General features: G+C 54.8%; 18 protein-coding genes and 1 tRNA gene. 9 read left to right on the forward strand and 10 right to left on the reverse strand.

Going from position 1 to position 18,304, the window contains the following annotated elements:
* Positions 1–11: 11 nt before the first annotated feature.
* The 8 genes from LNV23_RS22705 to fliR all read left to right on the forward strand — a co-directional run bounded on the left by LNV23_RS22705 (position 12) and on the right by fliR (position 6,083).
* Positions 12–1,586, forward strand: a complete 1,575-nt coding sequence (locus LNV23_RS22705) for a flagellar hook-length control protein FliK (protein ID WP_263565064.1) — start codon at positions 12–14, stop codon at positions 1,584–1,586.
* 170 nt (positions 1,587–1,756) lie between these two features.
* Positions 1,757–2,356, forward strand: a complete 600-nt coding sequence (locus tag LNV23_RS22710) for a flagellar basal body-associated FliL family protein (protein WP_263565065.1) — start codon at positions 1,757–1,759, stop codon at positions 2,354–2,356.
* 31 nt (positions 2,357–2,387) lie between these two features.
* Complete coding sequence (fliM, locus tag LNV23_RS22715; RefSeq protein WP_263520512.1) at positions 2,388–3,392, forward strand: flagellar motor switch protein FliM; 1,005 nt, start codon at positions 2,388–2,390, stop codon at positions 3,390–3,392.
* Positions 3,382–3,819 carry a flagellar motor switch protein FliN gene (fliN, locus tag LNV23_RS22720; protein WP_263520511.1) on the forward strand — a complete coding sequence of 146 codons (438 nt, stop codon included), beginning with the start codon at positions 3,382–3,384 and terminating at the stop codon, positions 3,817–3,819. Before fliM ends, fliN begins: the two co-directional genes overlap by 11 nt.
* Positions 3,820–3,885: 66 nt before the next feature.
* Positions 3,886–4,278 (forward strand): FliO/MopB family protein, encoded by a 393-nt coding sequence (locus tag LNV23_RS22725; protein WP_263565066.1) that lies wholly within the window; start codon positions 3,886–3,888, stop codon positions 4,276–4,278.
* Positions 4,268–5,032, forward strand: a complete 765-nt coding sequence (gene fliP / locus LNV23_RS22730; RefSeq protein WP_263565067.1) for a flagellar type III secretion system pore protein FliP — start codon at positions 4,268–4,270, stop codon at positions 5,030–5,032. The genes LNV23_RS22725 and fliP overlap by 11 nt, the downstream gene beginning before the upstream one ends.
* Before the next feature lie 17 nt (positions 5,033–5,049).
* A complete protein-coding gene (fliQ, locus tag LNV23_RS22735; protein ID WP_263565068.1) occupies positions 5,050–5,319 on the forward strand; it encodes a flagellar biosynthesis protein FliQ in 270 nt (89 codons plus the stop codon).
* Complete coding sequence (gene fliR / locus LNV23_RS22740; protein WP_263565069.1) at positions 5,319–6,083, forward strand: flagellar biosynthetic protein FliR; 765 nt, start codon at positions 5,319–5,321, stop codon at positions 6,081–6,083. The genes fliQ and fliR overlap by 1 nt, the downstream gene beginning before the upstream one ends.
* A gap of 16 nt (positions 6,084–6,099) precedes the next feature.
* On the opposite strand, the gene LNV23_RS22745 is transcribed toward fliR, so the two are convergent.
* The 3 genes from LNV23_RS22745 to LNV23_RS22755 all read right to left on the reverse strand — a co-directional run bounded on the left by LNV23_RS22745 (position 6,100) and on the right by LNV23_RS22755 (position 8,871).
* Positions 6,100–6,181, reverse strand: a tRNA-Leu gene (locus LNV23_RS22745).
* A 1,372-nt stretch (positions 6,182–7,553) separates the two neighbouring features.
* Positions 7,554–8,390: a macro domain-containing protein gene (locus LNV23_RS22750; protein ID WP_263565070.1), complete on the reverse strand. Its 837-nt coding sequence runs from the start codon at positions 8,388–8,390 to the stop codon at positions 7,554–7,556.
* A 28-nt stretch (positions 8,391–8,418) separates the two neighbouring features.
* Entirely contained in the window at positions 8,419–8,871 is a 453-nt protein-coding gene (locus LNV23_RS22755; protein WP_263565103.1) for a TIR domain-containing protein, read from the reverse strand.
* 403 nt (positions 8,872–9,274) lie between these two features.
* On the opposite strand from LNV23_RS22755, the gene LNV23_RS22760 reads away from it, so the two are divergent.
* Complete coding sequence (locus LNV23_RS22760) at positions 9,275–9,841, forward strand: hypothetical protein (RefSeq protein WP_263565071.1); 567 nt, start codon at positions 9,275–9,277, stop codon at positions 9,839–9,841.
* A gap of 165 nt (positions 9,842–10,006) precedes the next feature.
* On the opposite strand, the gene LNV23_RS22765 is transcribed toward LNV23_RS22760, so the two are convergent.
* From LNV23_RS22765 to LNV23_RS22795, 7 genes are all read right to left on the reverse strand, one after another.
* Positions 10,007–11,014: a hypothetical protein gene (locus LNV23_RS22765; RefSeq protein WP_263565072.1), complete on the reverse strand. Its 1,008-nt coding sequence runs from the start codon at positions 11,012–11,014 to the stop codon at positions 10,007–10,009.
* A gap of 35 nt (positions 11,015–11,049) precedes the next feature.
* On the reverse strand, positions 11,050–12,063 hold the full coding sequence (locus LNV23_RS22770; protein WP_263565073.1) for a DUF499 family protein: 1,014 nt from the start codon (positions 12,061–12,063) through the stop codon (positions 11,050–11,052).
* 12 nt (positions 12,064–12,075) lie between these two features.
* On the reverse strand, positions 12,076–13,266 hold the full coding sequence (locus tag LNV23_RS22775; protein ID WP_263565074.1) for a DUF8807 domain-containing protein: 1,191 nt from the start codon (positions 13,264–13,266) through the stop codon (positions 12,076–12,078).
* A gap of 259 nt (positions 13,267–13,525) precedes the next feature.
* Positions 13,526–14,005 (reverse strand): hypothetical protein, encoded by a 480-nt coding sequence (locus tag LNV23_RS22780; protein ID WP_263565075.1) that lies wholly within the window; start codon positions 14,003–14,005, stop codon positions 13,526–13,528.
* A 181-nt stretch (positions 14,006–14,186) separates the two neighbouring features.
* The gene (locus tag LNV23_RS22785; RefSeq protein WP_263565076.1) at positions 14,187–14,738 is read right to left on the reverse strand and encodes a hypothetical protein; all 552 of its coding nucleotides are present in this window, start codon (positions 14,736–14,738) and stop codon (positions 14,187–14,189) included.
* Positions 14,735–14,989: a hypothetical protein gene (locus LNV23_RS22790; protein WP_263565077.1), complete on the reverse strand. Its 255-nt coding sequence runs from the start codon at positions 14,987–14,989 to the stop codon at positions 14,735–14,737. Before LNV23_RS22790 ends, LNV23_RS22785 begins: the two co-directional genes overlap by 4 nt.
* A gap of 2,121 nt (positions 14,990–17,110) precedes the next feature.
* Positions 17,111–18,190: a hypothetical protein gene (locus LNV23_RS22795; protein ID WP_263565078.1), complete on the reverse strand. Its 1,080-nt coding sequence runs from the start codon at positions 18,188–18,190 to the stop codon at positions 17,111–17,113.
* Positions 18,191–18,304 lie beyond the last annotated feature (114 nt).

Below are 18,304 nucleotides of genomic sequence, written 5' to 3' on the forward strand. Positions count from 1 at the left end.
GGAAGACCCACATGAACACCCCACTGCAAAATCAGCTCTTGCGCGGCGGCAACTCCGGCAGCGGCAGCGCTGAAGTCCTGCGCGCCGCTTCGGCCACCGCGCGCCAGGCTCAGCCCGCTTTGCTCGGCGCCGATGACACCGCGCTGCATTTCAAACGCATGCTCAGCGAATACAAGCAGAGCGAGCCAACAGCGGCTCCAACGCCCCATGCCGCCCCATCGAACTCGGGCTCATCACAGCCCGGCTCGGTTTCTGCACGCAAGGACGCTGCCGCTCCGAGCCCTGCGACGAAGCAAGAAGACAAGATGACCCAGGATGCCCGGCTGCAGACCCGCCGAATCCAGGCCAGAGCCAACGATCAGGCGCAAAATGCGAAAGCCGAGGGCGGCAAGCCAGCCGCGGCGAGCCTGCAGAATCCATCCCATGCGCCTGGTGCCACAGGGGCGGCCGTTGAAGGTCAGGTGGCCGAGGAAGACCAGCCGGTCTGCCCGACAGAAGACACGCAGCTGAATACCTCGCAGGTTCTAGACTTCGCTCAGCTGCGCCCTAGAGCCCAAGAAACCGGCGGGCACATGGAGCCTAGCGACCATCCTCTTGCTGGTGGCAAGCCCGAGCGCCGCGCGCGCTCGCAAGACTCAGCCGATGCCTCGGTGGCGTTGGCGGCCCTGCAGACTGGCGCGGTCGTCAGAACTGAAACCGAGGCCGGTGATGCGCCTGAAGGAGATGCAGACCCGTCAGCCCAGCCCCCAGGGCCACTGCAACTGAATCGCCAGGCCGCGACCACGCTGACCCCGGCGACCGGGCCAGGCGAGCCTCTGACTCCCGCCTCGCGTGCGTCACCGATTGGTGAATCTGCAAGCGGGCCAAAGGCTTCACGTTCGCTTGAGCTGGGACGTCTCGATCGCAGCGCGGGCTCGGAACGCGGCCGCGCCGAACCCTCATCGGCAGTCGCCGAGTCGCCCGCCTTCAGCACAGCAGCGCCAGGTCAGCTGAGCGGCAGCGAAGCAGTGAGCAGCTTTGCGCAAGAGCTTCGCGGTGCGCTGACGGCTTCAGTGCCCGCGGGTACGACAAGCGCAGCGGACACAAGCCATGGTCTCGACCGTTTTGAATCGACCAGCAGAAATGCCGGCGAACCGACGACTTTCAGTATGACGCAAGGCCTGCACGAAGCCAGTTTCGCGCCTGAGTTGGGTGCCCGACTCAGTGTGCTGGCCGCCGACGGCGTACAAGAGGCTCAGCTGCACCTGAACCCGGCCGAAATGGGACCGGTGGCCATTCAGATCGTGCTCGAAGGCCAACAGGCCCAAATTTCCTTCCATGCCGAACATGCCGAGACACGCCAGGTCCTGGAACAAGGGCTGCCTGACTTGGCTGCAGCGCTGCGCGACGCTGGGCTGACACTGAGCGGCGGCGGCGTGTTTGAACAAGCGCGCGGCCGATCGGGCCAAGAGCAGGCCGGCGGTAAGGACGAGGCCAGCCGCGCCAAGTCGGCGCGGTCCATCACGCTGAATGACGCATCCGCCAGCCTGGCCGGGGTCACAACTTCAGCACGTCGCAGCCAGGGCGTGCTTGATTTGTACGCATGAAACGTGACCATAACCCAGCACCGAAATGACGAGCGCCGGTCCGCCTTTTCTTCCCTTGAGGCTGCAGGCGTGGCGTCAATAATCAGCTTCAATTCGTACCCAATGGCGAACGTTTTCGCAATGCCCGCGATCACGTGAGCAATGGGACGCTGAAGAACACAGGAGTCCCTATGGCTACACCAGCCGCTGCACCCGCCGAGGCCCCCAAGGGGGGTGGCAACAAGAAGTTGATCATCATCATCGCGGCCGTGCTCGTGCTGGTTCTGGGCGGCGGTGGCGCAGCCCTGCTCTTGATGAAAAAGAAGCCTCCAGCCGATGACGAGGAAGGCGGCGACGCCGCAGCCGCCCACCAGGAAGCACCGGCCCATGCTCCGCCTAAGCCCGGCACGCCGCCGGTGTTTGTGCCGCTCGACCCGTTCACGGTCAATCTCTCGGACAAGGATGTGGACCGCTTTGCACAAGTTGGCATCACCTTGGAGGTGTTGGACGCTCACACCGCTGACCAGATCAAGGCCTACTTGCCAGCCATCCGAAGCAATGTGTTGATGGTGCTGTCACACAAGACCTCGGTGGAATTGCTAACCCGCGAGGGCAAGGAAAAGCTGGCCAAGGAAGTGCTGCGCGAATCGGTGCGGCCCATGGGGATCGAACTTGACGACGAGGACGAACACGAGGAAGACCCCGCGCCCAAGAAGAAAAAGAAGAAGAAAAAGCCGGCCGTGGTCAGCCCCATCACCCAGGTCTTGTTCTCCACCTTCATCGTCCAGTGAGCCCGCTGTTGAAGCACATCGGTGATTCGCCATGAATCAACAAATCCTCTCTCAAGACGAAGTTGATGCCCTGTTGCAGGGCATCACCGGCGAGAGCCAAAAGCTCGACGCCGAAGAGGAGCAGGTAGGCGGCATACGCGACTACAACCTGGCCAGCCAGGAACGGATCGTCCGTGGGCGAATGCCCACGATGGAAATCATCAACGAACGCTTCGCGCGCAACATCCGCGTCGGCCTGTTCAACTTCATCCGCAAGAGCCCGGAAGTGGCCATCGGCGGCATCAAAGTGCAGAAGTACAGCGCCTTCCTGCGCGAGATCGTGGTGCCCACCAACTTCAACATCGTCTCGGTCAAGCCGCTGCGTGGCTCCGGGCTGATCGTCTGTGATCCGACCTTGGTGTTCGCCGTCATCGACTCCTTGTTCGGCGGCATCGGCAAGTTCCACGCACGCATCGAAGGCCGGGATTTCTCGGCCACCGAGCAACGTGTGATCCTGCGTCTGGTCGAGGTCATCACGGCCGAGTACCACAAGGCCTGGAAAGGCATCTATCCGCTGGAGCTGGAGTACCAACGCTCGGAGATGCAGCCCCAGTTCGCCAACATCGCCACGCCGAGCGAGATCGTGGTCTCCACCTCGTTCACACTAGAAATCGGCGAGACCAGCGGTACGGTCTACTTCTGCATCCCCTACGCGACGCTGGAGCCGATTCGCGACGTGCTGTACTCGACCACGGTGGGCGATTCAACCGAGCCCGACCGTCGCTGGGTCAATCTGCTCAAGCACCAAATCCAGGCCGCACAGGTGGAGCTGGTGGCCGAGCTGGGTACGGCGCCGGCGACCGTGGAACAACTGCTGGCCTTCAAGCCCGGCGACTTTATCGAGCTGGACCTGGAAACCATGATCAAGGCCAAGATCGACGGCGTGCCCATCTACGACTGCCACTACGGCACCTCGAACGGCAAGTACGCGATCAAAGTGGAAGAAATGCTGACCAGCCCTGACCAGGGTTGGCTGGGAGCACGCAATGTCACCTGATACCCCATCGACCGACGAACAAGACGCCATGGCCGCTGAATGGGCGGCCGCCCTGGCGGAGTCCAAACCGGCTGAAGTCGCCGAAGAAGTGTCAGCGCCCAGCGAGCAGGTCGCGCCGGCCAGCTTCGCCAATTTCTCGCCCACGCCGAGCAATCTGCCCAGCGGCGACATCAACATGATCCTGGACATTCCCGTCCAGCTGACCGTGGAACTGGGCCGCACCCGCATTCCAATCAAAAACATCCTGCAACTGGCGCAAGGCTCGGTGGTGGAGCTCGATGCTCTGGCCGGTGAGCCTATGGACGTGCTGGTGAACGGTTACTTGATCGCACAAGGAGAGGTGGTGGTGGTGAACGACAAGTTCGGCATCCGCCTGACCGACATCGTCACACCATCCGAGCGCATGCGGCGCCTCTCGAAAGCCTGAGTTCCCGGGGCAAGACCCGGCACTTCGGGGCGCATCCGCGCCCTGCCTTGGCCCACAATCAGGGCCATGAACTCTTCGCCTCTGCTGCCCTTGCTCTGGTTTCTGGCCATTCTGTGCCTGATCCCCCTGGCCCTATGGCTGCTCAAGCGCACGCCACTGGGCGGCGCCGGCAGCCAGACCCAGGGCGTGATGCGCCTGGTCGCACACCTGCCCATCGCACCGAATCAGCGTCTGCTGACCGTAGAAGTCGGTCAAGGTGAAGACCGGCGTTGGCTGGTACTCGGCGTGACCGGGCAACAGATCAGCACCCTGCATGTGATGCCGCCACAGGCTGAAGCCCCCAGCGCGACCGGTCTGCATTCGCTTGCTAACGGCAGTTTTGCACAGCAACTGGGCGCACGCCTGCGCGGACAGCAGGCAAGCCCAGCGAGCAGCGAGGGAGGCCGCAATGCAAACTGAAGCCAGGCTCGCACGTGCCGCTTGGCTGGCTGGCAGCTTGCTCTGGCTTGGCTCCGCCTGGGCACAGCCGAGCACCCCGCCGGCCACCATCCCGCTGCTGCTGGGCCAAGGTGCCAGTGGGGGTAGTTTCTCGGTCCCAATCCAGACCTTGCTTTTCTTCACGGCGCTGGGTTTCCTGCCAGCAGTGCTGCTGATGATGACCGGCTTCACCCGCATCGTCATCGTCCTGTCCTTGATGCGCCAGGCTCTGGGCACCCAGGCGGCGCCACCCAATCAGGTGATCGTCGGACTGTCTTTGTTCCTGACCTTCTTTGTGATGAGTCCGACCTTGGACAAGGTCTATGCCGAGGCCTGGCAGCCCTACAGCGCCGGTCAGATGCCTTTTGAAGAAGCGCTGAAGAAGGCCGAACCGCCCATGCGCAGCTTCATGCTGAAGCAAACGCGCCAGGCCGATGTCTCGCTGTTCGCGCGCCTGGCCAAGCTCGATGAAAGCGTCAAAGCCGAGGACGTTCCTTTCAAAGTGCTGGTACCCGCCTTCGTCACCAGTGAACTGAAGAGTGCGTTTCAGATTGCCTTTCTGATTTTCATCCCCTTTCTGGTCATCGACATGATCGTCAGCAGCGTGCTGATGAGTCTGGGCATGATGATGCTGTCCCCGGTGCTGGTCGCTCTGCCCTTCAAGCTCATGCTATTTGTGCTGGCGGACGGTTGGAACCTGTTGCTGGGCTCGCTGGCGGCCTCCTTTGTCACCTGAAGGTATCGGAACCCCTCATGGACGCACAACAAGTCTTCACCTTCGGCCAGCAAGGCCTCTACATCCTCATGCTGGTGGCGGCACCGGTTCTGCTGACCGTGCTGGCCGTGGGCGTGCTGGTCAGCGTGTTTCAAGCCGCGACGCAAATCAATGAGTCGACCCTGAGCTTTGTGCCCAAAGTGGTAGCGGCCGTAGTGGTGCTGTCCATCACCGGCCCCTGGATGGTGACCACCCTGGTCGAATACATCCAGCGAACGCTGAAGACCATCCCGCAAGTGGTCAGCTGATGTTCTCCGTCACGGAGGCACAGCTGCTGGAATGGTTGAATCCGCTGCTTTGGCCTTTCATACGGACGCTGGCCCTGTTCGCCGGCATGCCCATCTTCAGCCAGCGCAATGTCCCGGCTCGAGTCAAGGTAGGCTTGGCCTTGTTCATATCACTGGCCGCCCAGCCCTCCTTGCCGCCGATGCCATTGGCCCCCCTGGACTCCCTGCCTATGCTGCTGCTTCTGTTGGCGCAGCAAATGCTGATCGGGCTGTCCATGGGCTTTGCCGTACGTCTGGTGTTTGCGTCGCTGGAATTCGCCGGCGAGTTGATCGGCTTGCAAATGGGCCTCAACTACGCCGGCTTCTTTGATCCCGCGACCGGCAGCCAGGGCACCGCCAGCGCCCGTTTCTTTGGCAGCATGGTGGCCTTTCTGTTCATTGCGATCAACGGCCATTTGCTGCTGATCAATGCCTTGATCCAGAGTTTCCACGCTTTCCCCGTTGGCGACGAGCCCTTCCACTTCCTGCGCGTGGCAACACCCCAGGTCTGGGGCGCGGAGATCTTCCGCATCGGCCTTTGGATTGCCCTGCCCTTGATCACGATGTTGATGTTCGTGAACCTGGTGCTGGGTGTGATCTCGCGCGTCGCGCCGCAAATCGGCGTGTTCTCGGTCGGCTTCCCGCTGACGGTGAGCATCGGCCTGATCGGCATGGTCGCCACCCTGCCGCTGATGCAAACGCCATTCACGGTGGCGCTGGAGCGTTTGTTGGCGGCCTTCACCTGATACGCATTTGCGCTGCTGGTGCCCAGGACGGGACTTGAACCCGTACGACCGTGAGGTCGGCGGATTTTAAGTCCGCCACCGTTGACAAAAATGACTACGAGATTCATTACAAATCAATCACTTAAGATTCATTTTGATCCGTTTGAACCCGATAAAATTGACAGTGTTTTGTCAAAATTGACACAGCCACTCCGTCCCTCACCTCCGTCAGTTCAGGAAATTCTCTCAAATAGCCTGCCCGTTGCTCCCTCGCAACACATATGCCTGAGGCTGCCCGTCCTGCCCCATGAGGGGCCTGCTGTTGGACGCACTCAGAAAGGAGATTTGCTCGGAACTGGGTAGGCCGGCCGCGTTTAACCGTTAAACGCGCTCTGGTTACCAAAAAATTCCGGAGGGCCGCCGTTCATGCACCTGCACGCCGAGTCGGAATCAGAACTCTGGCCAGGCGGCGTAGATAGATGCTTAGTTTTTCGTGGAGACGAGCATCCTTGGTTCAGTTCAGCGGATCACAGTGCACATCTCCCCCAAAAAGTAGGACCTCCTTTGGTGGATAGATAGCAGCGCGACTGACGCCGAAACTTCTTGCATCAAAGGAGTCAATCATGCACACACCTTCAGATCAACAGTTGACCATTGCTAGCAGTGCACATGCTGTCCTTGCACGCTTTATGAATGCCACCACTTCGCTGCTTCTGCGGCGAGCACCAGCCATTCGGGGCTTGGAGGTGACGGAGTCAACATGGGACGACTGGGAGGCGGCTGTGTCGGCCAGCAGCCCCAACTCTCTAGGCGGCAGCACCCCAAAATCCACCTAGCCTAGCTTACGAAGCAAATCCCGTCTTAGCGCATGGTGGAAGTGACGCAGACCGGGAATCCGGGCAGCGGCGCCCTCAGACCGTTACCAAAATTCTGCTGCCGACTACGAAAGCTACTTGGGGCCGACAGTTACAAGGCGCAGCATCTGCTGGGTTCTTAGCATCATTTTGCTAACTTCCTGTGTTTGAGTTTTGCAACTGGTCAACCTGAATCTGGAACCTCTTTCGCTGCTCCCCTGCCATCGTAGGGTTTCGGCAAAGTGCGGCACCAAACCAAGTCAAAAGTCTCTCATTCCCGATGAATCGAACAGGATCCCCCTCCGCTTCAGCTAAAAAACTCGCATCTGCCTCTGGTGGCGGGTCATTGGCATAGTGCGCCTTAAGGCGCTGGGCCATCCATGTAACACCTAGCGCACCTAGCGCTCGGTCGGGAATCAAGTCAACTACCGGCGCACCAGTGGCTTCATCAATTCGCAAAATTCGTTTCTTAAATCCGCGTATGGAGGTTGGCACTTTAGAAGCCCCCGCGAGTTTTGAATAACTTCGGGAGTCAGGATTCGGAAATCCTGGGCTCCGATCTTTTCGTGGGTCACTCCAATTGAATTTTTGACTCATGGCTATTTTTTAAACCTCAGACATCCTGACAGGAATGAAACTAAACGCCATTCTTTACAGCCTTAATATCCAGTAAATTTATCTGATCAATCTTATCTTTATGAATAACTATGGTCAGTTTTGCCGGATGCTTAAATCGCATTTCGCTAATTCTGAAGGTCCAGAGCATTATCTTAAGCAGGTCCTCGTCAGATATGTTTCTGTGACCCTTTATTCGGGTGATCCCAGAACCAAACACTGCTGTCGAAACACTCTTTAACGCGTAGACGCTGTTCACTCGATCCCAAAAATTTATCATAAATTCCAAATACTCGGGCATCGTAAGAAATGCCCGGTTTTGGTCGTCGAACTTCGAGAACGCCGTCAGCAAAAAATCTTTGTAGACGCAGATGGTGCCGAGCCGATATTTCTTCTTCTTGCCCTGCTGTCTGGATAAATTCTCTTCAATGGGCTCATCAACATTGAAGCCGTAGCTATCTATGTGCTTATCCAAATCCTCAACAGGCACGTCAAGATGCTTTGTTATGAAGATACCGTTGATGGATCGGTCGCTGATAATTTTATTATCAACCCGGGTATCAAAGTATTCATTGAACGCTATGACTTTCAATCCCTCCTGTTGAAAAATATCCCCAACCGTTACTAGAACATCACTGCCTTCCACATTGATACTGATGCTATTTAGCCGATTCGACCAGACCCATATTCCGATATAGCAAAACGCGAGCACACCCAGAAGCGTAAGCGCAGCCCAAGGCTTATACGTGGGAGGGATATCAAAGAAAATTACAGTAAGGGAGACAGCTCCGCTGATGACAGATGTCATCTGGAGAAATAGCTTTCCAATACGCTTATCTAGAAAACCAACTTTTGACATCCATTTCCTCCTACAGATTTAATTGCCATTATGTCTTATACCAGTAATAGTCAGGATTGCACTTTGTGGCAATCATGAAGCCGGTATTACTGAGTGCATCTCTGATTGCCACCTTTACCATTGGGACATGCAGCGTAGGAACCTTGCTCATAGAGTCACGAAATATTGGAAGCCTGTCCCATAGACTCTTAACTGGCTGCTTTAATGATCCATTGGCAAGAAGACTTTCTTTGGAGTCATATTCTGGGTAGATCACTATCACGGGCAACCCTTGGTCGTTGATGCCATAGTCGATCTCCTCCCTTACGGCTCTTGAGTTTGCAGTTGTCGAGCTAAGAACGAGCACGATGTTCTTCGAATTGCGAAGCCGCTCCCGAAGCCTAGGCTTTAACGTTGTCTCCCAATCACTGCCATCGCGAACACTGTATGTAGTGGCGTGCGAGTCAGCGAATGGAAACGAAGTATCTGCCCCTTTCCACATACGCAAGGTGTTGTAGTAGCAAAAGTCTCTCGTCGCATGCGCACCCAACGAACTGGGATTGAACGGCTCTGCAACATAGAAGGCCGTGTAGTTACCGTTTCTGGAAGCCAATTTTTTCTCCGTGATTGATTGCGCTCAAGTAAACCACATAAAGATGTCAGAAGAGAAACACGAGTGGCACCGACGTAAAGCATGCCGTCGTTGAACTTGAGTCCAGGGACTACGCCGACGCTGCCCGGAATGCCGTCATTCGCACCTGTTGCATTGGGAGTTGACCTCGATACAAGGGCTTGGGTAACAGCTACAACAAACGCCAACACCAAAAATTCTCCGATTTTTTCAACGTCAGCCAAATTTATTGTCTATACAAAAAGCCGGTTTCCGGTTTTTAATAGGACAAAGAATGCTAGCAATGAAAGATTCGCACATTTGCAACAGCAGTACAGAGCCCACTTCTACACAGAGCGCGCCGCTTTTGATCAGATTGATCCGAGACGCCGCTCGGCGCGAGGGTCGGACGATTGAACAAATCGCTGCGGAGCTTGGCGTTACGCCCGGATACCTTCATCAGCTCAGCAGCGGAATCAAGCGAGTTGAGAATGTCGGCATGGACTTTGTGCAGTCTGCAGCCCAATTGCTGCAACTACCGCCTGTCATCGTGATGATGCTTTCAGGGACCATTCGGCCAATCGATTGGCTAGCGCCAGATGAGCAGTATCTTGTCGCGGAGCGAATTCGCGCACTTGATATGCGGAACGATCCAACTTGGTCTATGCCTCGACCGTTCTCGGGCGATGCTATTGATCCAAGTTTGCGGGCAGCAGAACTATGCATGTACGAAGCTTTCAAAGGGTGCTCCCGCACTGCAAACGGTGCGCCGCCTAGGTTGCTTTCGAACATTTATCGTTTGCTTCTGCGCGTGGGACTCGATCAACTGAGTGACACCGATTTAGAAGCCACGCTTCGTTAACTATTTAAAGGGCGCACCCAGTGCGCCTTTTTTTTCTGCGCCAACTTTCAGCCATCGCGTCATTTGCTGCAGGCCACGTAAGCAAAACTAGTTTAGGTACGGGGTAATCACTAACCCAAACAATTGCGTTTTGCCCCAAAGCGGTGACCTAACGCCCTAGCCCGCTCAGTCCTCGAACGCCCGGTTCTTGAACTTCAACTGATCGCAGTTCTCACGCGCGGCCCGCTGGACACCATCGTCGAAGCCATTTGGTGACTCGGCCTCGATCTCGACGGAGATTCGCACTTTCACACCAGGCTTCTGGGTGAACAGCATGAGCACCTCCTCGGCAACATCCGAAAACTGCAACTTGGCTCTGACAGGATCGAGCTCCACGGAGCCAAAGAACATCGTCTTTTTGGCCGATGCTGCGCCGCCACCCGAACCCGTACCTGTACCCGATTCGGAACCAGTCGCACCGCCACCGCCCGAGCCTCCTGATCCCCCACCCGTGCCGGTCGAGGTCGTAGAAGTTCCGCCTGTGGTTTCGCCCTTGGACTCGCCTCCGGCGCCTGTGCTTCCCGCCTCCTTCTCCTTGGTCGCTGCCGCTCGCTCCGCAGCCTCCTCCGCAAGCTTGGCTGCAAACGCTGCCGCAGCTCTGGGCTCGATCAGCAGCAATGCATCATCAAGAATCGGGGTCGTGCTCTGCGCAAAATTGAAACCTTGGAATCGGCCTTCCTCGCGCCCGTAAGCAATGCCAAAGAAGTCGCGGGAGGCCGCGCCTGCGGCAATGGTGGCTCTCAAATTATCGGCTTCGCGCAGCCTCGGCAGATAGAGGTAGCAGCAGGTTTTCTGCCACGTTTCCAAGGCACCGACCGCCGTCGCGTCGTCCTTCCAGAACCACGTTTGCAGCATCTTGGTCAAATGGATCGGTGCCCACTCGGTGATCAGGAGCTCATGTTCCTTGAGTACCCTCTCAATCTCCTCGGTGCGGTTCACAGCAGTCGGATTGATCTGGAAATGGTCCCACTGAAGCTCGCCAATGCCCTTGCCGGGTTTAGCCTCCTGCAAGGGCGCCAGCAACCACTTGAAGGTCTCGCGCACCATCCGCCCCAAAGCCTCATTGGCAATTTCAAGGCTCTTCGATGCTTGCTTCGTCTGATGCCCGTCGAGATTGATTCGCCCTTCCTTCACGTCATCGACGATGGACTTCCACGCAAGAAGTGACGTTAAGCGTGTTTAAGCCGCTCCAAGTAGCCGGCCTCTTGGACCTCGGGCGGAAAGTCGCCCGCGTTGGCTGTGTAGTAGTCAGCGTAGGCCCGGCACACCTCCTCGGCGGCAAGCCTGTCTGACACATTGGCAAACAAGCGCCTACGGACAATCTCAAAGGCCTCTTCCGTTGCCACAGGCTTCCAAAGGGCCTGCACGCGGCCGAAGTAGTGCTCCAAGGCCCGCAAAGCTTTCACGCCCTGCTGGCTGCCTGCCTCCCTGTCAGAGAACGGCAGCGAGGCCAACAGGATCGCGTTGGGCACGCCCTTCAAGGCTTCAGTGAGCGACTGGATGAACGAGAGCTGCGTGTCATAGGTGCCGCCCGAGAGTGTCTTGCCCTCCTCGAACTGCGACACATAACGGACCAACTCGTCCATCAGGATGATGCAAGGCGCGCTGCCGCCAATGATGTCGGCCAGCACGCTTTTTCCCGGAGCCGTCCCGTCGCGGTCAGCTTCCGAAAGCTTCGCGAAGGCGGCCTCTCCCCCCAACTGCCAAGCCATCTCGCCCCAAATCGTTTTGACGGTGGTCTTGCCATACACACGCGGCTTGCTCGCGAGGTCCAGCAAGTCCACACCATCGAGCACTGCCACGCGCGCCCTAGGCAGTTCGGTGATGCCCGCTGCATCCAAGATCGGAGGAATGCCCTGCATATTGCTTGCGGGTGTCGCCCCCTTGGCGAGGTGGTAGACGGCCAACAGCGTGTGGGTCTTGCCGCCACCGAAAGCGGTCTGCAACTGCACGACCGGGTCGCCGCCCTTGCCCGCCAGCCGCTTGACGACGGAGTCGAGCAAGAGGCGCATGCCTTCGGTGATGAAGGTCCGCTGAAAGAACAAGGCCGCGTCCTGATACTCGTCGGTCGCGATGCCTTGATGCACCTTGGAAATATCGGCGGCGAACTCGGCTTGTTGGAAGGTGCCCTTCAAGACATCTTCGTGGGGGACGGCGATTTCGCGCCAAGGTTTCAGACTCATTGTTTTTCTCCCTTATTCCTCGATAGACATTTGCGAGCCGTAGTGGCCCTTCTCATGCGACGCAGCTTCGATGCCTGTCCAAGAGGTAATCAGCTCGTTGTAAGCTCGCGCGTCCTCGGCCCAGCCCTTGCGCTCGCAAAGGGTGTAAAGCCGATATCCCAAGTTGCGAATTGGCTCAGCCCTTTGTGGCATGCCCGCGAGCAACGCGCCCGCGACGGACTCGCCGCTGCTTCGCAGCGCGCGAATCAACTGATGCAGCGCTTCCCAAACGGGCGTGTTGTTGTCGTTCTCAGGCGACCATACGGAGTCATACTCCGCGGGCTTCAACAGCCTCACTTTCCCCGATCCAGCTTCGACGACGCCTGCTTCGCGAACATGGTCCACCGAAGTGCCCTTGGCACGGGCGAGTACATCCGCTTTACCAAACTCAACAGACCAGCGCCGCAAAACATAGCCGACAAGGGCGGCCCTTGCCTTGATACGCAAAACACCCTCAACCATGCCGTAGTCTGCCTCGACGGCACTGGGCCATGAGATGTTCGGGTGCGGGACCAACTCTAGGTCCACGATCCGAGCCCATTGTTCGTCGGCGCTCAACTGCTCATGCTGCTGCACTTCGCTTTCGATCAGCTGAGCCTTTGTCAGCCGCGTGAGTACGAAATCGCCAAATCGAGCCTTGTCACGGTCGAACGCTCGGATGTGCCAGCGAAGCCCGTTGTCTGCCAACGCAACCGGCACCAGATCGCGACATGTTTCGCCGGAAGACAGGGATAAATAGTTGACTCGTACTGCCTTCTTAGCAACCAAGGCTCGGGTGATGGTGGCAAGCACATCCAAGTTCGGCTTTATCAGTTGACCCGGCCCTTCACACGGCGCTGTTTGGCGCAGCTTTAGATCGAGGCCATCACCAAAGCCTTGCAACAGCCAGGCCAGGACTCGTTCTGTCGAAAAAGGGAATACCGGACTAAAGGAATCGGACGGCCGATAACACCGCCCAGCCACGTCGTAATCAAGATTGGCCGGGGCGATATCGCGATAAGAGCTCAAGTCCCGTGAAGCAGCCGCGGGCTTCACGCCAAAACGAGCTTCGATGTCCCCTCGCCGCAGCTCACCCGCAAAGAAAGCGCGCAATTCAAGAAACGCAAGGCGTTCGCGCTGTGCCTGCGGCACATCCATTGGTACGGCCAAGCTGTCCTTTCCCATGCTGATTGCCCGCTAGAAGATGTTGAATAAGATCAGAAAGACGATACCACACTCATCATCTTGATCAGGTCAAGCTCGTCTAAATAGACCGCCCCACTACCCCAACAACGGCTCAAGCACGCCGAGGAAAGCACCTGAGTCGCTCACCAATTTGACGCTAATGTGCGCAACTTACCGATTAGTTTCAGTTCTAGCTTCTCACGACGGTGACGTAAATTGGTATTAATTTTACTTCCTTTGGCTAGTCAGTCATATCGAGTTACTTGAGCACTTTCCTTGATTCTTCCATCGCTTTATCTACTTCTAGCCTAAGCTGTCTTGTTTTACTTTGCAGGTCGTTGAATTTTGCTTCCGAGTTTCTGGAGCGTTCTATTTTTATTTCATTTGACAGCTCAGTCGAAACTTCAAAAGTTTCACCCATCCATATAACTCTTGTGTGTGTGTCATATGCGTCTGCGATATAAACAGAAAGTTCTTCCACGCCTTTAATTTCAGCTACAGAACCAAGAAATCTGGCTAGTTCCGCTGCATCTGTAATGTCAGTATCTAGGTCTATAGCCGCGTATGCATGATTTTCCATGAATTCCGTACTTAGCCTGCTTCTCACGTCGAACTTTGTTCCTTGCAGTAGCTCTGCTATTTCGCTTGCGATACGTTGCACGTGTAGTGACTTCAACCCGAGTTGGTTTATCTTAATGTTTAAGCCGTGTTCATTTGTGATGTAAGTTTGTGCAGCCATTTTAATTTCCTTTGTTAGTTAAATTTTCATGAAAGCATTTTTTCGCTTCCACGATACGTATAGATAACAACTTCCAGAAATTGCCAGTGTTCACCAGAATTTACAAACTGTTACAATTTAAAATTTAGGCGTAAAAAAACCCGCGCAAGACGGGCTCTATTCTTTTCATAGTGCTTTGCAGTCAATTGTAGAGTACTGTATTTGACTGTAGCTGCGCCAGTAACTGCAAACACGCGTTGTATTTTCTACCGCCTGTTTTCATGCCCACAATCCCTGTTGGTCTACGTCCGCTGTTTGACGGATACGTTACCCGCGCAAGATTTATATCACCGCGGTCTACTCGCATAACTATTTCTCGTGTTCGGCCAGTCCATTTCCAGGATTCATTTAGCACGGCGTCAATCGAGCTGATTTTTTTCAACAGTCTTTCTCGAAGATCAGCAGCGGGCATAAGATCCACAGGAATCAGCCTTTGCTCATTGATATTTTGCATATTTAACTGGCTATTTCGCATGTCGTCTGCCACCTCTGCGCGAGATTTGATCTGCATTTCATATCGTGACCAGTTAATTGCAACTGCAGATTTGTCAGTAAAAATAAAGTACTCCCACTCTTCGTTTTCTAAGCTGATTTTCTGCAATTCCGAAGAGCAGTATTCTTGGCAGTAATCTGCGATCTGCTCAAGCGGACGCCCGAATAACTCAACCTCGATTCGTTGTGCATAGGTACTCATTTTAAAGCTACCATTTTTTCGGCTTCCAGATCAGGCCAATAAATTACAACGCCTCGTCCCATAGAATCAATTTTTCCAATTTCTTTTATTCCCCACAGCGTTGCTAGCTGTACCGCCTCGTATATTTCGTCGCTGTCTATTGATATCGCGACACATTTTTCACCGTACATTCCTCGTCCGGAATAGTCGCAGATAAAATCTGCTTCCAGCTCGTCTGCAATGTGCTCTACGATGTCTATCTTGTTTTGCATTCTAAAATTCCTTCATTGGTTGGTTGGTTGGTGTTTATGACGGCTTAGTTTTTCGCCCTCATGTCATGTATAGGTAGCAATTTCCAGAAATCACATGCTTTTGCATGAATTTATAAATTTTTACAATTTAAGTTCCAAGCGTAAAAATGCCCGCATCAGCGGGCTTCGTCGGTTTCTGTTTTTACTTTTATTTTTATTTTTCGAAGATAGCGATCTCGTAAGCTGCAGCTTTTCTCGCTAAAGAAGAAAGATTCGCAGCTATGTACAACGCTGCGCCTCGCGCAGTTCGCGGACTGTCATAGCTAGAGACTAACGTTACTGAGTAACCTGAACCTTCAAGATTTTCTGAGCCAACAGCGAATCGCCAATCATTGCAGTTGTCTTCGAAAATATGCAGATTGATAGATTGTGCGCGTAGTGCGTTGTTGACGCTTTCACGAGTGCAGCGCTTTGGCAAGTTAAGATTTTTTGTCATTTTTAATACCTTGGTGTTGGTTGGTAGATGTGATGCTCTCCTGCTCTCACTATATGTATAGATAGCAATTTCCAGAAATTGCCAGCTTCCGCAAGAATCTACAAATTACTACAATTAAGTAGGATTACCAGTCTTCGCCAGACTTTTTGCCAGACTTCGTCAGTCTCAACCTGGGTTTATCCGCTCGATCACCCTGACCCTTTTGGTTCATTGGGCATTTGTGTTGAGTTGCTATACGTTTTTATCAGCAACTCCTTCTTTTTTGCTTCATGTCTCAATCTAACCTCGTTCACATTGAGCGACGTCAGTCGGCCCTAAGGCTTCTCGGCAACTACGGTCCTCAGCGCCTGATAGAAATAGCGGGATTCCTATTCCCCGTGCCCTCATCCGTCGCTACTGCAGCTGAGCAAACTCGACGTGTTCTAGTTACTCTAGAACGAGACAAACTTATAATTCGTCGTCCAAATCCTCTGAGCGGATTCACGTTCGTTCTGACAAGAGCTGGACGTGATGTCGCACGGTCTCTTGGTGCTGACCAAGCAACAGACGGATATGACAGCGCGACTGCGGGTGTTCTTGCACTGCATCGTTCACTGGGGACCTGCTTCGGCGCGTATCTACTCGCGCGGTCATGCAGTGGCAGCGAGTTTTACAACGAATTTCAGCTACAGCATCGCTATTTGCCAGCTGACATTCAAGCCGTCATACAGTTTCTTCGGGTAGAGCTCGGCAAAATTCCTGACTGCGTTTTCAAATTTACTCGACAGGGCTGCAGGCCCGTTTACTATCCCGTCGAAGTTGAAAATGGCTATAAAAAATCCGCGCCAATCCGAATTTTTTTACGTCGATTTTATTCAAAACTGACAAATGCGCCGCCCGAGCTCGATATTCGTCTTCCATTATGGATTTGTTCGAGTAAAGAAGTCGCGCGATACACATATTCAATGACTGATAGAGAGCCAGTTTTCGCCAGCCTTCGAGGGCTATCTCCATTTGAGATAGCTCGATATCAGCCCTCTTGATTTGTTATCCGGTGTTGATAGCCCACAACACCGGATACAACACCGAATTCGAGCTGCTGTGCTACATCTCCGGGGGTACTTTTGCTTAAACCGCCTAGGGGCGGCCGCAAAATTCGGCCTGCACGGCCTCACCCCCTATCCCCGCGCCGCCGCGGCACTTCGTGCCGAGGCTAACCGCCCTTTTTCACCTCCAGAGCCCCATTCGGGCCTCTCTTCGGTGACGTGTCCCGCCGCTCTGCGGCAGGCACTAAAAACGGCGGTTAGCCTCGGCCCTGCGGCCAAGGCGGCGGGGAGCTCAGGCGCTCCCCCATTTCGGCTGCGCTCTGTCCGCTAGGGCGGCCAGCTCTTGCTCTGACCCGCGTTCGCGGATCAGAGGGTCTCGACTGTCGTCTCGCCACCCTCACGGCGCCCCCTCCCGGTCGACGGGGCCAGGCGAAGCCTGGCCTCTCCGGGCTGGACGCCCTTCGACTGCTTCCGCAGCCTATTTAGATGCACTTCCAGCCAACGCACTTTCAACAGTTGAAAGTGCCCGCTGCAGTTAGCTTTCGTCAAATGCCTTCACCAATTTTCAACGGTTGAAATCTAGTCGACGCCCCTACAGCTTCGCCCTAGTTGCATCACTTTTCACTCTAACGAAACACTCGGCCAGTCTGCATCGGCGGAGAGAATTTTGACGTCGCCATTGTGTTTTTGTAAAAATCTAGGCGAGTACAGTATTTTTTGAGTGTGGAGAATAAATGAGCTCCGCCCCTGCTTTTCAAAGCGCGAAGATCCTTGTTTCAAGAATCCAATGTTCTCTAACTTCGAACATGCATTTATTAGTTCGCGACGATAACCCGAAAAACTGGTCTTCGATGCATTTGAAAATTCCAGAAGTTGCGCTACATCACGAGAATGATGCTGGGGATAGCCGCATAAATATAGAAATAGCCACCTTGCCAGCTTTGCTCTCCCGTCGATCTTGGCTCTCATAATCATGTCGACAGGCCCCCATGCTTTAAAGCCGTTCACAAACATCTGAGCGAACCGGTTGTCGACTACAAAATGCATTTCATACGGCTTTGAATTGCCTCCCGTTCTGCAGTCCCGGAGAATGCTCCATCTCCCACTATTCTTTAAATCTCGGGCGTTTAGACAGATGAAGTGATGGGCTGTCAGTCGTTTAAACTGGTCCTGTAGCGACTGCGCACTCTGGCTGTTAAAGGAGCGGCCAAGCATGCGCAAGATTTGCCATGTCGATACGCTTATAACTGTCTCGCTGCGGCCATCAGCCAGGGACAAAGCTGCCATCAGCACGTCTGCTTCTTCAACGCTTAGACCGTTACCTGAAACTCGCAGTTCATAGCTTTCACCGCCAATATCCACATCAGCGACAAACCGCTGTAGCCACGGTCGTTCGGGGTAATACGCTGGAAACATTCTTTGAAGTGACGCCCGTAGCATCGGCACGTTGCCTTCAGCGGCCCGCGGTAAGAATAGAGTCCCATCAACCAAATGCGGAAATTCACGCTCAGGAACTCTCGGAGTGACCCGATCTAGTAAATCTGAGTGCCATGAGTTCTTGCGTTGCAGTTTATACTCAAGTTGATTGATCGTTTCTGTGCTTCTTATCAGCTCAGTGATACCAGACGCTATAGCGCCCGCTTTAATTGATCGTAGGTCTTCGAGTAGTTGTTTGTCTCTGCGTAAGCTTGCTTGACTCATGTTTTTAGTTGAAAGGGGCTGCACACGTCCTTCGAAGCAGATTGGTTAGGTGCATTCGAAAAGATTGGGTACTGTATAGAAGCGCCCTCTAGTCAGTTTATGCATCACAAAGCC

The organism is Kinneretia sp. DJ1R-11 (assembly GCF_025717595.1).
Classification (GTDB): Bacteria; Pseudomonadota; Gammaproteobacteria; order Burkholderiales; family Burkholderiaceae_C; genus Paucibacter_A.